Genomic DNA, 14,969 nt, shown 5'->3' on the forward strand with positions numbered 1-14,969 from the left:
CGGTTTTCTTGAAGGGTATCGTGAGATACTTTATTTTCCCGTCCGCCGTTAAAAAAATATTTCTATGTTGATACGCAGCATCTGTCAGTTGCACTTCATCCATCACCATATATACGTCGCTTTTCGCTATTTTATCCAAAAGTCCCAACCAAGGAAAATAACTTGGTTGATGTATTGAAAGAATCATGATTAGTCCCTTATCCGATCAATAAAAATTTTCATCTATCGTTTTTTACTAGACTATGCGCCTTAACGAAACAGTTAGAAGAGAGTAATACGTTTTCCTTTGCTACTGAGCCGCTACCGAAAAAGGAGCCGGAGCCTATTTTTGCGCCGCCGTTAACAATTGCTCCTGTCGATACATGACAATGGTCTCCAATCTCCGCATCGTGCTCAATAATGGCGCCGGTGTTAATGATGCAGTTTCTCCCTATAACTGCCCCAGCATTGATCGTTACACCATGCATAACGATAGTTCCTTCACCGAGCGACGCATGTCTTGAAACGTACGATCTTGGAGAAATCACGATAGGAAAAATTGGATTCATATTTTTAATTTGATTAAACAACCTGATCCGCGGCTCCGAGCTTTTGATTTGACCGATCGTAATAAGGAAATTGCGGTGTTTCTCGGCTAATTCCGTTAGCTGATCATCGCTCGCTAAGATTGGATAACCTAAAATGCTTTCTCCTATTTTATTCTTCATATCGACGATACCAATTACCCGAAATTCTCCGGCTTGCTCTATTACATCAATACAAGACCGGCAATGTCCGCCTCCGCCTATAAGAACAAGGACTTTTTTCAAATCGTTACGCTAACCCTCGGCTTGACTGTTCTGTTCTTCCAACTGCTTTACATTGTTGAGGAATCTCCTTCATGAGCCAATAGAGGAGTCCGTATTCGGCGCGCGAGCCCGTGACTACACAGATTTTACGTCTATTCATGCCCTCTTCCCAGGAAAGGGCTGCTGGGGATATTTATCAGCCTTTTTGCAAGCCTTTCGGCACATGACAAATCCATTGCCGGACAGTCTTTAAAGGGGACCAGCTTATTTATGAGAGTCCATGCGGGACGGGTCATAATCCCGTTATTATTGGTATAATCGAGTAATTCATCCCGCGTGCCTGCATATATCTCGTCCAGAACCAGCGCATTAAGCCAGTAGTTGCTCCTCGCGAGGGGCGGCTCCAGGAAGAGCCTGATTCCTCCTATCCCTTCGAATGCCTTCTCATAGAGGCCCGTGAGATGGCGTTTTTGTTTCAGGAACCCGGGAAGCTGCTCCATCTGCGCGCATCCAACCGCTGCATTTATATTGGGGAGGCGATAGTTGTACCCGATATAATCATGGGTATATTCCCACCGGTGGGGGACCTTGGCGGTGGAGGTAATATATTTTGCATGACTTGCCAGTTTTTCGTCATTGCTGAGGATCGCCCCGCCTCCGCCGGTCGTGATGGTTTTGTTGCCGTTGAAGCTCAGAACCGAAATCTTCCCCTTGTTACCCGTATGTTCTCCCTTGTAATAAGAGCCCAGGGCCTCGGCCGCATCTTCGACGACTTCTATACTGTATTCGCGGCACGCTTCCATGAGGGGGTCCATATCTACGGGATGACCGAATACATGGACGGGAACAATCGCCCTTATCCTCCTTCCGGTGAATTTATTAAAGCTTTCGCCGGAGCTCATCCGAACTGCGTCCTTTAAATAATCTGCCAGCTTGTGGGGATCGACGCCGAGAGTCCCTTCCTCGCTATCGATAAAATGGGGGATGGCGCCGCAATAGGTGACCGCGTTCGCCGTGGCCACAAAAGTAAGGGCCGGGACAAGGACTTCATCGCCCGGTTCCACGCCGGCCAGCTTGAGGGCGATATGAAGAGCCGCCGTGCCGTTTACGACCGCTACGGCCCTCTTCGTACCCGTGAATTCCGCGAGCATCGATTCGAATTTATCGACATAGGCGCCGACGTAGGAAACAAATGTCGAATCAAGGCAGTCCTTCAGATAGGCCCATTCATTGCCGCGGAAGCACGGCTCATGGAGGGCGACCGCGCCGCTCTCCGGGATTACGCTCCTTATGGCTTTCACAATGCGGTCCATGTCGAGGGGAGTCGTCATATGTGGTATTCACCCGGGCGGTAACATTTTAAGTTCTCGGGATCGATATACCAGCGGATGGTCTCCTCCAGGCCTCTTTTCAACCCTTCAAATCCGCCGTAAAGAGGCTCCCATCCTGCGAGCTCCTTCGCTTTGCCGTTATCCGCCCACAGCCGTTCCACCTCGCTCTTTTCCGGCCTGAACCGCTGCTCATCGCTCTCGATCTCGATTTCGGCATTCATAATCCCGGCAATCGTCTTGACCGTGTCTCCAATCGAGATCTCATAATTGCTGCCGATATTGACCACTTCCCCCTTTGTCCGGTCCGATTCAGCCACCGAGATAAAACCCGAGACCGTGTCTTTCACAAAATTGAAATCCCGGGTGGGGTGAAGGGCGCCCAATTTTATTTTTGAGGCGCCCGAGGCGATCTGGGTGATGACCGCAGGGATGACGGCGCGGGTCGATTGCCTCGGCCCGTAAGTATTGAAGGGACGGACAACGGCAACGGGCGAATCGAAGGCGTGGTAGAAGGAGAGGGCAATCTGATCGGCGCCTATCTTGCTTGCGGAATAGGGGGATTGGCCCTGCAAAGGGTGCTCTTCCGTGATGGGCACAAATCGGGCCGTGCCGTAAACTTCGCTCGTCGAGGTATGGATAACTTTCGATACCCCAAGGTCGCGCGCGGCCTGCATGATATTCAGGGTTCCTTTCACGTTGGTATCCACGTAAGTGTCAGGAGAGTGGTATGAGTAAGGAATCGATATCAATGCGGCCAAATGGAAGACCACGTCGCATCCTTTCATGGCCTCCTTCACACCGTGAGGATCGCGCACGTCTCCTGCGAAGATCTCGATGTTCTTCCTGATCTCTGCTTCCGAGTGATCGAGCCACCCGTTGCTGTTGAATGAATTATAGAGCACAAAAGCCCGTACCTTGCGGCCCTGTCTCACCAATTTCTCGACGAGATGAGAGCCGATGAAGCCGTCGGCGCCTGTGACGAGAATTTTACTCCCTTTTAGGTTCATTGAATATCCATCTTTAATCGTTCGCCTGTGTGCCGGCGGTGATCTGCTTCCCTATTATGTGTATCGATTCTGCCACGACTGGGTTTGAAGAAAATTGTTTTGATTGAAATCTGAGGTCCCGGTTTCTTTACGGCGCCCCTATCCCGGCTTACCCCGCCTGCGCCCGTGCTACATACCATGCTATCGTAGTCCGCAGCCCTTCTTCGAAGGAGGTTTTGGCCTGGAAATCGAATTCCACTTTTGCTTTTGTGGTATCGAGCATCCTCCGGGGCTGACCGTCCGGCTTGCTCTTATTCCACACGATCCTGCCTTTGAAAGAGAAGATGCGGGAAATCAGCCCGACCAGGTCTTTGATCGATATCTCGAAACCTGCACCTATGTTTATTGGATCGCTCCGGTTGTATCGCTCCGCAGCGAGAATGATGGCTTCGGCGGCATCCTCTACATAAAAGAATTCACGGGTCGCATTTCCCGCACCCCATACTTCGATAGCGACATCTTCCTGGTCATGGCTATCGCCCGAGAAATAGATGCCATACCGGGCAAGTACCGATATGGTCTCTTTTCTCGATTCATCCTCGCTTTTTCCCTTTTCATCAACCGAGAAGCGATAATCTCCGTTTATGCGGAAATCCTTTCGAATGCCTTGTAAATCATCCTTTGCAAGGAGGTAGGCCAGGTGAAACTTCCGGATAAGGGCAGGCACTACATGGGAGGATATGAAACTGAAATTATCGCCGGGGCCATAGAGGTTCACGGGAAGGATGAATATAGAGTTGAAGCCGTATTGCTGCCGGTACGCCTGCGACTGGACAAGCATCATCTTTTTGGCGAGCCCGTAAGGGGCGTTCGTTTCTTCGGGATACCCATTCCAGATATCTTCTTCCCTGAAAGGTACGGGGGTGAACTTCGGATAGGCGCAGATGGTTCCCAGGGCGAGAAATTTCTCGACTCCCGCCATATAGCCCTCGTGGATCAGTTGTATTCCCATCAGGGCATTTTCATAAAAAAGGGTTGCGGGGTTCTCCTGATTAAATCCGATACCCCCCACTTTAGCGGCGAGATGGATTATCAGATCGGGCCGGAGATCGACATACATTCTTTTGATGTCCGCGATATTTACGAGATCGTATTCGGGCAAATCCGCGATGAATATATCGCGGCAGCCGCGGTCCTCCCTGAGCTTTCTCACGAGGTGAGTCCCCAGAAAGCCTTTTCCGCCGGTCACGACAATTCTTTTATCTGCCAGTAAAGAGGTCATGTTCTATATCTTGTGGTTATTGCGGAGGAGACTAGTGCCTCACGAGTAGAGGCGCTAGTCTCTCAGGTTGATACTCTGGTAAAGAGAAAAATCATGGCTTGTATATCCGAAGCCTTTTTCAAGGCACGCATGGACCCCTTCACCGGGGGGCTCGATTTTTACCATTTTGAGGTCGTAATCGGCCATGATCCTCACCAGATCGTCGAAGGTGGTCCGGGGCTGCCATCCCAACTGCTTTTTCGCCTTCGTAATATCTGCCTGCAAGAAATCGACTTCCGTGGGACGGAAATAACGGGGATCCACCTCGACGAGCACGTCACCCGCATGGAGATGAGGTGCGCATGCCGACGCACGGGGCGACAGGGAACGGATGTACCCCTTCTCGTCCGACCCGTTGCCTCGCCATTCCATCTCCACTCCCACGTAACCGAATGCAAGGTTCACGAACTCCCTTATGGAATGACTCTCCCCTGTCCCCACCACATAGTCGTCCGGCTTATCCTGCTGGAGCATGAGCCACTGCATCTCCACGTATTCCGGAGCGAATCCCCAGTCCCTCTTGGCATTCAGGTTGCCGAGGTAGAGGCGTTGCTGGTTTCCCGCGAGGATGTTGGCGAGGGCCCTCGTGATTTTTCTCGTGACGAAAGTCTCCCCTCTCCGGGGCGACTCATGATTAAAAAGAATGCCGTTGCAGGCAAATATTCCATACCCTTCCCTGTAGTTTACAGTCATCCAGTAGGCATATATTTTGGCTGCCGCATAAGGACTCCTGGGATAGAAGGAGGTATTTTCACTCTGGGGGGGCGGAGACGCGCCGAAAAGCTCCGATGACGATGCCTGATAGAACCGGGTGGTGATCCCGCTTCTCCGGACCGCCTCGAGGAACCTCGTGGTGCCGAGTCCGGTTACGTCTCCCGTATACTCGGGCATATCGAAACTTACCTTCACATGGCTCTGGGCTCCCACATGATATACTTCATCGGGTTTGATATTGTAGATGAGGTTCATGATCTGGCCCGAATCGGTGAGATCGCCATAATGGAGGAACAGCCTTACATCGGGCGTATGAGGGTCGGAGTAGATGTGATCGATGCGCCCTGTATTGAAGGTGCTTGCCCGTCTTATAAGCCCATGAACTTCATATCCCTTGCTTAAAAGAAACTCTGCCAGATAGCTGCCGTCCTGACCGGTAATTCCGGTAATTAATGCACGCTTCATTCTTTACTCCCTTTCTTTTTTTGCCTGCCGGGATTGCTCAATCGGTAATGGAATGGGGGGATGGGGCCGGTGTTACGAGTATGCTACCGCCATTGGCTACCGAAGAAGCCCTAAGAATCGACCTTGTATTCTCTTGAAGAGGCAATCGGCCTCAATGTCCAATGATTTACAGCTCAGACTGATATGCATGGAGGAAATATTCCGCATCCTATCTCAATTGATTTATTGAAATGGATGGGCTACTCCTCCGGTCGTTCTTTTACCTTTTCGTCTCATGGCTTAATCGTACATACTATATCGGCGCATAGCATTTTTGTCAAGAAAAACCCTGCCCTAAAAGCCTGAAAAATAAAGATTCCCATCTCTTTCACGACGCCATTCACCCACCATGACTGAAAACGTAAAAATAGAAAATAAAAAGTGTAATTTTTTAACTATCTTACAAGATAAGGAGCTTCCTCTTCCGGTACCCCCAAGCTCTATCACCGGCCATGAAACCGATGCTTTCCGAAGACCTCACGGCAGAGGACCGGCGTCTCACCCCATCGTTTCTCCCTGCTCCTTTTTTCTTAATCCGGCGTCATCCGGACAACCGCTCAGGTGCCAGCCGACGAGGGCGGAATAATATCGATAGGTCCTTCGGGTCCGCTTTCCCAGGAGCAGGAAAGGCACGCAGGTGAGCACCAGGAGAAAGACCGCAGCCTTGATGAATCGCACAGCTTGAAAGGTCCGGTACTGGAATGGAGGATAATGGGTGCGGATGAATTTATACATGGAAATATTATATTCAATCCTGCCCCTCACCCAATTCTTTCTTACCGTGCTGCCCTGGAGGTGGATTATTCTGGCCCCGGAAAAAAGGACCAACCGAAATCCGGCTTCCCCTATTCTCATGCACAGGTCCGTCTCCTCGAGAAAAAAGAAATATTTTTCATCGAAGCCGCCGACTTTTTCGAAGGCCTCCCTTCTTACGAGAATTGCAGCCCCGATCAGGGATTCAACGTCATAGGCACCGCCGGCACTTGCGTCTTCTCCGGATGCGGATGGCTTCCGGCCTTTTCCCTCCGGTCCGGCTTTGGAAGCTTTCTTGAATAAAAGATTACGAAGTGCTTTCGGGATGATCTCGGATGCCGGTCCCGGAATCTCTGCCCACGATCTCTGGAGACGCATATCAGGATATACGAGCTGGGGCCCGCATATTCCCACGCTTTTATTTCCCCGCATAAAAAGGACAAGCTTCAAGAGTTCACCCTTTATGAGACGGGTGTCGGAATTGAGAAAAAAGATCAATTCCCCCGTGGATTTCCTGAACCCCGAATTTGCGGATGCCCCAAACCCCATATTTGTCTCATTCCGTAGAAAAAGGGCAGAGCCGAACTCCCTCCTCACCATCACCTCAGTGCCGTCCGAGGATGCGTTATCCACTACCACTATTTGTTTAAGAAAAGGAGTGAGAGAGATGTCCTGCTCGATTGATCGGAGCAAATCCCCGAGCAGCTCCTTCGTATCTTTCGTGATTATGATGATCGAGAGAAGGGCAGCATTACCCGCGATATTTCTCCTGTTGTCCTCATGCAACATTTACCGTACCATTCCTGACAGGGGTTCACCGGACCCCTTGAATTTTGCTTCAAACGTTTTATCATACCATAAGCGGATAGGGGAGATTTACGAAAAAATCATCGCCACACGTCGATTTTGAGTCTCGCCTTTCCCGCGACAGTGTGCTAGAATTTCAACAAAAATAGCCGTAGGAGGTAGTGGAATGTTGAAAAAACGTCTTTATTATGGATTTTTCGCCGCTCTGATCGCTCTTCCCTTTGTTATTTCGGCTGGTTGCTCTAAGCCTCCGACCGAGGAGATAGCAAAGGCCGAGAAGGCTGTGGAGGATGCGCGCCAGAAGGAAGCCCCGGCATATGTGCCCGATCTTTTCGCCAAGGCGGATGAATCTCTGAAGAAAGCAAAGGATTTCGTAACCGGAAAAAAATATAAAGAAGCGAAACAGGCAGCCGTAGAGACCGAGGGATTGGCACAGCAGGCTATCACCGCTATCGAGCCGGCCAAGGCAAAGATCAAGGCGGATGCAGACCAGGCCGTCCTGGATATACAGAAGGGCATGGACGAGTTAAAAGCAGCCGTAGAAGGGTCTGCTAAGAAGAAGGCCCTGACCCAGAAGCGTGAGGAGATCCAGGCAATGATCGCGAAATGGGAGGCAGATTTCGCGGCGGCAAAAGAGAAGCTTCAAACGAAGGTGAAAGAGGGCGCGGACAGCCTAAAAGCCATAAAAGAGGATCTGGGCGCGAAGAAAGATGAAGCCATCAGCGCTTTGTCAGGCCCGGCGGCGGCGCCCAAAAAGTAAGGACCCATCAGGATTGGAGATTACGGAGGCTCCCTGTCTCCCGGCACGAGTCATCCCGCCGGGAGAAGACCGGGAGCCTCCGTAATCTTTTTGACGTAACATAATGATATTATACGTAAGCGGCTTGACATTTCGTGTCAGGCCGCTTAACATTTATCAGGGTTAATCGTGCCGGCTATCCACATAAATAGCGGCGAAGGGAGCCGTGCCTTGGGAATAAAGCAGGTTCCATCGAATCTTGGGGACTTACGAAATACCCTCGTGGTGCGCTCCGGAATTGCACTCACCAAAGGCAATCCGTCTAAGTCCGGGGATACGACGGATCGGGCCCTTTTAAAGACAAGCCCTTTCGTCCTTATGGAGCCGTCCCCTTATAAGAAGAGCGCCACCTTTGACCGCAACGGCGATTTCCAGCTTCCCCGGCCTTACGGAGCCGCGATTTATCAGGCCGTGGAGGCAAACTCCCGCCTCAACCCCCCCGGTTCGATCATCTCAGTCTATGCATAGGTCCTGAAACACAGCTCCCAATTTCGTGCTTCTTCTATCGTTGAATCAACAGCTGAGTTTTGCGTCCCCTGTTCCACGCGATGGAATACCCTTTCATGGAAATTATGAAATTCTTGCTGTATGATATTGTCAAAGAAACAGGTCGGTCCTGAATACAAAAAAAGGTGGTATTAATTTAGGAGGTTTGTAATGGATGAAAAGAAAGCAAAAAAACGCGTGACCTTTAAATTTCATGCCCCCGGAGCCAAAAATGTGTGTCTGGCGGGAAATTTCAATAATTGGGATCCATCGTCCTTACCCCTCAAGGCAGCGGAGGAACCCCACGCCTGGCAACGGATCATGTATTTCGAACCGGGGACTTATCAATACCGCTTTGTGGTGGATGGCGCATGGTGTGACGATCCCCTCTGTCAGGAAAGGTTTGCAAATGAGTTCGGCTCCTTCAATTCCGTGGTCTGTGTTGAGGCCGAAAGCCCTCAAGGAAAAAAGAAGAAACCGCGAAAATAATCAGTCTGCGCCCGGACAAAGGTATTTATTCAGACATCAGGTGGAGCCGGAAATGACTCCGCTCCGGGACGCTCCGCGCGGCCCTTCCCCGCCGAGGAGAGCGGATACTCCCCGTATATCCTGAAATATATAGGTAGCGCCGGTCCTTTCGAAATCTTCCTTTGCGGTCCTGCCCGTGAGTACTCCCGCGGTCTCCATTCCCGCGGTCCGGCCGGCTTCTATGTCCGTCGGGTGGTCGCCCACCATGATTCCCTCTCCCGGCGAAAGAGAAAGGAGCCCGGCAATGGTGAGGACATGGCGGGGATGGGGTTTTACCTCCCTGAGATGCTCCCTGGTTACGATAGCCTCCGCGTATTCATCGATATCAGGGAAGACGGCCCTCAATACATCGATACAGCTTCTCGTGATCACACCGAGCCTGACCCCCTCTTGCCTTATTCGCCTCAATACATCTCTCGTGTAAGGGTACACACCCTTCCCCCTTGACGCGGAGAGCTCGAGCTCTCTCAGGCGGTCAAAGGCCTCCTCTTTAAACTGCCGGCCTCCATTGCCGAGATTATCCGAGATCGCGTAGATCATTTCTATGATGTACGCTCCTTCCAGCGCGGCGACCGCCTCCTTCGACTCATATCGAAAGGCAATCTCCTCTATCTCGGTCCTCATGTTGATGAAATCGAGGGTCAGCTCCGTGAGGGTGCCGTCGAAATCGAATATTACGCCTTTAATCCCCGCCATTGCGCCTACAGGCCCTTGAGGCACTCCAGCGCCTTTGTCACGCCGGCCCCCATGGTAAATGCGTATCCCAGGTCGCTCAGCGTAAACTCCAAGGCGGCTATGGCGGTGATCACATCGTACTTATCCGCATATCCGAGGGTGGCAATCCTGAACACCTTGCCCTTCAGCTGGTCCTGGCCCCCGGCCCCTGTCACTCCGTATTTTTTCCAGAGCGTTTTGTAGATTACCTGCCCGTCTATGCCCTCAGGCGCCACGATTGCGGTCACCGCGGGACTCGGGGCCTTGGCGAACACAGCAAGACCGAGGGCCCGGGCCGCCTCCCTGGTAGCCCTTGCGAGGAGGTCGATCCTTCTATAGACGTTTTCGAGTCCTTCCTCCCGTATGAGACGCAGAGATTCCCTAAGACCGATAATAAGCGAGATGGCCGGTGTAAAATTGGTCTGATTCTTCTCGAGGTTTTTCTTCTCCTTCGCCCAATTGAAGTAAAACTTCGGAATGGTGGAGGATTTACTCATCTCCCACGCCTTGTCGCTTACCCCCGCGAAGGCGAGCCCCGGCGGCAGCATCAGGGCTTTTTGGGATCCGCTTATGAGAATATCGATATTCCACGCATCCTGGGGTAGCTCAAAAACCCCTACACCCGTTATGCCGTCCACCACCATGAGGGTATGAGGATAATCTTTCACAATCGCCGCGATTTCCTTTACGGGAAAGACGGCGCCCGTGGAGGTATCCGTTGCCTGCATATAGACGGCCTTGATATCCGGGTCCGCATCTAACGCCTTCCTCACGGTCTGGGGTTCGAGGATTTCACCCCAGGGGATGTCGATATTTACGGCATGCACTCCGTAGGCCGTGCAGATCTCCGTCCAGCGCTCGCCGAATTTTCCGCTCCTTACCACAAGGGCCTTATCTCCCGGGCAGAGCATGTTCGTCACCGCCCCCTCCATGGCTCCCGTGCCCGAAGAGGTAAATATGAGGACTTCGTTCTTAGTCCCGAAGAGATATTTGAGATTCTCTCTCACCTCTTCCACGACAGTCTCAAAAAGGGGATTTCTATGATGTATTATGGGCTCGGCCATCTTTAAAAGAACTTCAGGCGGAATAGCCGTGGGCCCCGGCGCCAGCAAGTATCGTTTCTCCATCTCTTTCCTCCTCACATGACAATTATAAAGTATGTACCAGATATCACACAGACGGGTCAACCGTAAAGACCCGCTTTGAAGAACGGGACCTCCGCCGAACTTGCATTCCGGCTTGCATTCCAGCCTCTCTCGTCCTATACTATAGATAGACTGAGAAAAAGATTTTATCTCTTTCGAAGTGTCAAACTTGATTCTGATCTAAAGGAGATGTCCGATAGAGAAGAGACTGGGAGCAATAATCATTCTTTTGTCTGACAAAGGAAGCGTTCCGAAGATCAACACCCTATTGAGCGACTATGGGGAACTGATTCTGGGGCGGCAGGGTATCCCTATCCGTGACAGGGGGATTAATGTGATCTCTCTTGTGGTCGAAGGAAGCACGGATCAGATCAACGCTCTCACAGGCAAGATCGGCAAGCTTGACGGCGCGGAGGTAAAATCTGTTCTCACGAAATATAAGGAGAACGGAGATGGCCACACATGAAAAAGAAAAACCTTTTATAGACCGGGAGAAGCTGTACGGTCTCATCGAAGAGAAGACGCCTTCACAGGCCGAGCTGGAGTCGATCCTCAATAAATCCCTTCAATTCAAAGGGCTTAACCTCAGCGAGGTAGCTGCCCTCCTCAGGGTGAGCGAGCCCGCGCAGATCCGGCAGATCATGAATGCGGCAAGGAGTGTGAAGGAGCATATCTACGGCAAGCGCCTCGTCTTTTTCGCCCCTGTCTATACGGGCAATGTGTGCGTCAATAACTGCGTCTACTGCGCCTTTCGAAGGGACAACAAGACCCTTAAGCGCAAGGTGCTCACCATGCCGGAGATCTCCCGTGAGGTCTCCTCTCTCCTTAAAGAGGGTCATAAAAGGATACTGCTCATATGCGGAGAGTCGCCGCGGAACAATACGGACTATATGGTCGATGCGATCCGCACCGCCTACGGCGTAAGGGAGAGTGGTAATTATATCAGAAGGATCAACGTGGAGCTGGCCCCTATGCCCGTTTCAGAGTTCGCCAAGCTCAAGAACGAGAAGATCGGCACCTATGTCTGCTTCCAGGAGACTTATGATTCGGTGCTCTATAAGGATTTTCACCCCGCGGGCACCCCTAAATCGGATTATGATTACAGGATCACCGTATTCGATCGGGCCATGGAGGCGGGAATAAACGACGTGGGCCTTGGGGTGCTCTTCGGCCTTGCCGATTACCGGTTCGAGGTCCTCGCACTCATGGAGCACGCCCGCCACCTCGAGGAGGTCTTCGGGTGCGGCCCCCACACCATCAGCGTCCCGAGGATCGAGCCGGCGGACAACGCCCCTCTCACGGCGAGTATCCCCAACGCCATAAGTGATGACGATTTCAAGAAGATCGTCGCCGTAATCCGTATTGCCCTCCCCTATACGGGTATCATCCTGAGCACGAGAGAGAGTGAGGAGATGCGCACAGAGCTGTTCAACCATGGGGTGAGCCAGCTATCCGCCGGTTCCCGCACGAACCCCGGGGCTTACTCCGAAGAAGGGCAGGACACGGGAAGCCAGTTTTCCCTTGGGGACCATCGGACCCTCGATCAGGTGATCTCGACCATAATCGACAAGGAGTACATCCCTTCCTTCTGCACCGGGTGCTACCGCAAAGGCCGGGTGGGCAACGATTTCATGGATCTGGCCAAGCCCGGTCTCATCAAGGAATTCTGTATGCCCAACGCAATATTCACATTCAAGGAATACCTGATGGATTTCGCCTCCCCCGCCACAAAGGAAAGGGGGCTCAAGCTTATCGACAAGATAGTCTCCGAGGTGGAGAGGGAATCCCTCAAGAAGCGAATGAACCAGGCCCTGGAGGACCTGGACCAAGGGGCCAGGGATTTATATTTCTGAGCGTCATTTTGCCCGAAAGAACTCTTATCCAGCCACACCGGCTGATTAAGGAGGAGCACCATGTTCGTTCCACCGAAAAGGATTCTCGTTCCCACGGATTTTTCCCGATTCTCCGATAATGCCCTTCAATACGGACTCGATATTGCAGCCCAATATGGGGCAAAAGTATTCGTGATCCACGTCCTTCCTCCTAAAGTTTACTCGGACCACACAATTACCATCGAGATGGTCGATGCTCTCAAAAAGCAGAGACTCGAGGCCGCGGCGCAAAGCCTTCATGGGGAGGTTGAAAAATTTTCAGGAAGCAGGAATGTGGAGGTGGAACCCATAGTGCGTTCCGGCGTTGCCCATGAAGAGATTGGCCGGGCGGAAAGGGATTTGAAGGCGGACCTCATCGTCATTGCCTCCCATGGCCAGACCGGGCTGATGAGTATACTTGTGGGAAGCGTTGCCGGCAAAGTCGCTCAAGCCGCTGCCTGTCCGGTACTCCTGGTCAGGAGCCCCGGGGTCGCCTCCTCTTCCTGAGATTTACCGCGCGGAGCAATTCCCCCATCTCCGGGCGGACCCCCTCCACGCTCTCTTTCCGCAAGGGAGCAGAAACAGGAGAGGCGCCTTAGGGGCGGCAAATTCTTATTTTCCGGCGGAGGTGAGATTATTCGCCGGGAGTGCCTGTCTTTCAACAGAAGATTTCATTTCCTTTGCCCTCTCCAGTATCTCCCCCTGTTGAGGCAGTTGCGACGCGCTCCATCCCCCTCCCAGGGCCTGGATGAGTAGCACGCACGCAGCCATCCGGCGGCTGCTGATATTGAGGGCGGACCTCTCATTGATGAGAACCGCGGCCTGAATGACCGCTACGGTGAGGTAATTCACCGTTCCCGCCTTGTACTGGTTCAAGGAAATTTCCAGCGACTTTCGGGCCGATATGACCGCGTCACCCTGTGCCGCTGCTTCCTCCTCAAGGATGCGCAATGTCGCGAGGTTGTCCTCGACCTGCTGAAAAGCCGTGAGCACGGTCTGCCGGTAATCGGCCACACTTTGATCGTACGCTGCCCGCGCCTGCTCGTTGAGCGCCGCCCGCGCACCGCCGTCAAAGATCGTCTGCGCCACCGTCGGTCCAAGGGACCAGAACCGGCTCGGCCAGGTGAGCCAATTCGAGGTATCGATACTCTGATAACCGATCGACCCGCCGAGCGTGATAGTGGGAAAATACGCTGCCTTTGCTACTCCGATCTGGGCGTTCGCCGCGGCAACCCGCCTTTCCGCGGCGGCTATATCGGGCCTGCGCTCGAGAAGGTCCGAAGGAAGGCCTCGCGGTACGGGAGGGGGAAGTGCATCAAGGGGTAAGACGGGAAGAGAGAAATCGGAGGCGGGCTTGCCAATCAGAAGCGCAATCGCATGCTCGGCCTGGGCCCGCTGAACCCCCACATCGATGGCCTGGGCGATGGTGCTCTTGAGTTGGGTCTCTGCCTGAAACACGTCGGCCTTCGAGACCACGCCGCTCTCATACTGGTTGGTGGTGAGGGCAAGAGACCTCCGGTATGCAATGATCGTCTCGTCGAGGAGCTGTTTCAGGCGGTCCATTGAGCGCAGGAGATAATAGTTCTGAGCCAGGGAAGATTGCATGCTCAGACGGACGCCTTCAAGGTCTCCGGCGCTCGCCTGGGCAGTCGCGCTGTTCGATTCCACGAGGCGCCGTATCCTCCCCCACACATCGATCTCCCAGGGTGCAAGGGTGAGGGGGGCATTATAGACGGTATTCGTCCCGGTGGGAATGCCGCTCGTGGTGACGTTCGAGGACCTTAAAGATCTCACGGCACTGGGGTTGGCCGTGATGAGGGGGAAAAAGTTCGACCGTGCCGACTGGACAAGGGTTGCTGCCTGGCGAAAGCGTGCTTCCGCGGAGGCGATGTTTTGATTCGAGACGTTGACCTGCTCTTCCAGGCTATTAAGGAGGGGATCGTCGAAGACCTCCCACCATGGACCCCGGGATGTCTCATCTTTAGGCTGGGCGACTTTCCATCCCTTATCTTCTTTGTAATCAACGGGCACCGCGGCCCCCGGCCTCATATAGTCAGGACCTATGGCGCAGGACGCAAGGACGGCGAGGGCCAAAAGAGACAGGCCGGCCGCAAAGATCATGGGAGAGAAAAGATTCCTCCCCCGGTGTATGGCTCTTTCTATTTCGTTCACTATTGCATGTATGATGCGCAACATCATGTTCACCTCATAATATCGGGGAC

Annotated in this window: 16 protein-coding genes; 6 read left to right on the forward strand and 10 right to left on the reverse strand. The window is 52.7% G+C overall.

Annotation, left to right across the window (positions count from 1 at the left end):
- From VGJ94_14225 to VGJ94_14255, 7 genes are all read right to left on the reverse strand, one after another.
- Positions 1–187, reverse strand: a 187-nt coding sequence (locus VGJ94_14225) for a WbqC family protein (protein HEY3277770.1), incomplete at its 3' end; no start/stop codon positions are given.
- A gap of 31 nt (positions 188–218) precedes the next feature.
- Positions 219–809 carry a NeuD/PglB/VioB family sugar acetyltransferase gene (locus tag VGJ94_14230; protein ID HEY3277771.1) on the reverse strand — a complete coding sequence of 197 codons (591 nt, stop codon included), beginning with the start codon at positions 807–809 and terminating at the stop codon, positions 219–221.
- A 131-nt stretch (positions 810–940) separates the two neighbouring features.
- Positions 941–2,119, reverse strand: a complete 1,179-nt coding sequence (locus tag VGJ94_14235) for a LegC family aminotransferase (GenBank protein ID HEY3277772.1) — start codon at positions 2,117–2,119, stop codon at positions 941–943.
- Positions 2,116–3,126 carry an NAD-dependent 4,6-dehydratase LegB gene (locus tag VGJ94_14240; protein ID HEY3277773.1) on the reverse strand — a complete coding sequence of 337 codons (1,011 nt, stop codon included), beginning with the start codon at positions 3,124–3,126 and terminating at the stop codon, positions 2,116–2,118. The genes VGJ94_14235 and VGJ94_14240 overlap by 4 nt, the downstream gene beginning before the upstream one ends.
- A 148-nt stretch (positions 3,127–3,274) precedes the next feature.
- The gene (locus VGJ94_14245) at positions 3,275–4,387 is read right to left on the reverse strand and encodes a GDP-L-fucose synthase (protein HEY3277774.1); all 1,113 of its coding nucleotides are present in this window, start codon (positions 4,385–4,387) and stop codon (positions 3,275–3,277) included.
- 54 nt (positions 4,388–4,441) lie between these two features.
- Positions 4,442–5,605: a GDP-mannose 4,6-dehydratase gene (gmd, locus tag VGJ94_14250; GenBank protein HEY3277775.1), complete on the reverse strand. Its 1,164-nt coding sequence runs from the start codon at positions 5,603–5,605 to the stop codon at positions 4,442–4,444.
- A gap of 537 nt (positions 5,606–6,142) precedes the next feature.
- Positions 6,143–7,186, reverse strand: a complete 1,044-nt coding sequence (locus VGJ94_14255; protein ID HEY3277776.1) for a glycosyltransferase family 2 protein — start codon at positions 7,184–7,186, stop codon at positions 6,143–6,145.
- 184 nt (positions 7,187–7,370) lie between these two features.
- Between VGJ94_14255 and VGJ94_14260 the strand changes: the two genes are divergently transcribed.
- The 3 genes from VGJ94_14260 to VGJ94_14270 all read left to right on the forward strand — a co-directional run bounded on the left by VGJ94_14260 (position 7,371) and on the right by VGJ94_14270 (position 8,978).
- Positions 7,371–7,964: a hypothetical protein gene (locus VGJ94_14260; GenBank protein ID HEY3277777.1), complete on the forward strand. Its 594-nt coding sequence runs from the start codon at positions 7,371–7,373 to the stop codon at positions 7,962–7,964.
- A 210-nt stretch (positions 7,965–8,174) separates the two neighbouring features.
- Positions 8,175–8,471 (forward strand): hypothetical protein, encoded by a 297-nt coding sequence (locus tag VGJ94_14265; protein HEY3277778.1) that lies wholly within the window; start codon positions 8,175–8,177, stop codon positions 8,469–8,471.
- A 189-nt stretch (positions 8,472–8,660) separates the two neighbouring features.
- Entirely contained in the window at positions 8,661–8,978 is a 318-nt protein-coding gene (locus VGJ94_14270; protein ID HEY3277779.1) for an isoamylase early set domain-containing protein, read from the forward strand.
- Positions 8,979–9,014: 36 nt separating this feature from the next.
- On the opposite strand, the gene VGJ94_14275 is transcribed toward VGJ94_14270, so the two are convergent.
- Complete coding sequence (locus VGJ94_14275) at positions 9,015–9,713, reverse strand: HAD family hydrolase (protein HEY3277780.1); 699 nt, start codon at positions 9,711–9,713, stop codon at positions 9,015–9,017.
- A gap of 5 nt (positions 9,714–9,718) precedes the next feature.
- Positions 9,719–10,858 carry an alanine--glyoxylate aminotransferase family protein gene (locus tag VGJ94_14280; protein HEY3277781.1) on the reverse strand — a complete coding sequence of 380 codons (1,140 nt, stop codon included), beginning with the start codon at positions 10,856–10,858 and terminating at the stop codon, positions 9,719–9,721.
- Positions 10,859–11,093: 235 nt separating this feature from the next.
- On the opposite strand from VGJ94_14280, the gene VGJ94_14285 reads away from it, so the two are divergent.
- From VGJ94_14285 to VGJ94_14295, 3 genes are read left to right on the forward strand one after another with little or no spacing between them, the layout of a single operon-like run.
- On the forward strand, positions 11,094–11,342 hold the full coding sequence (locus VGJ94_14285) for a TM1266 family iron-only hydrogenase system putative regulator (GenBank protein HEY3277782.1): 249 nt from the start codon (positions 11,094–11,096) through the stop codon (positions 11,340–11,342).
- Positions 11,329–12,729, forward strand: coding sequence for a [FeFe] hydrogenase H-cluster radical SAM maturase HydG (gene hydG / locus VGJ94_14290; GenBank protein ID HEY3277783.1), 1,401 nt, complete (start codon positions 11,329–11,331; stop codon positions 12,727–12,729). The genes VGJ94_14285 and hydG overlap by 14 nt, the downstream gene beginning before the upstream one ends.
- A gap of 60 nt (positions 12,730–12,789) precedes the next feature.
- Positions 12,790–13,254 (forward strand): universal stress protein, encoded by a 465-nt coding sequence (locus tag VGJ94_14295; GenBank protein ID HEY3277784.1) that lies wholly within the window; start codon positions 12,790–12,792, stop codon positions 13,252–13,254.
- Positions 13,255–13,359: 105 nt separating this feature from the next.
- Here the strand turns inward: VGJ94_14295 and VGJ94_14300 are convergent, their stop codons facing one another.
- The gene (locus VGJ94_14300) at positions 13,360–14,946 is read right to left on the reverse strand and encodes an efflux transporter outer membrane subunit (protein ID HEY3277785.1); all 1,587 of its coding nucleotides are present in this window, start codon (positions 14,944–14,946) and stop codon (positions 13,360–13,362) included.
- Positions 14,947–14,969: the final 23 nt, after the last annotated feature.

Source organism: Syntrophorhabdaceae bacterium (assembly GCA_036504895.1).
Lineage (GTDB): Bacteria > Desulfobacterota > Syntrophorhabdia > Syntrophorhabdales > Syntrophorhabdaceae > PNOM01.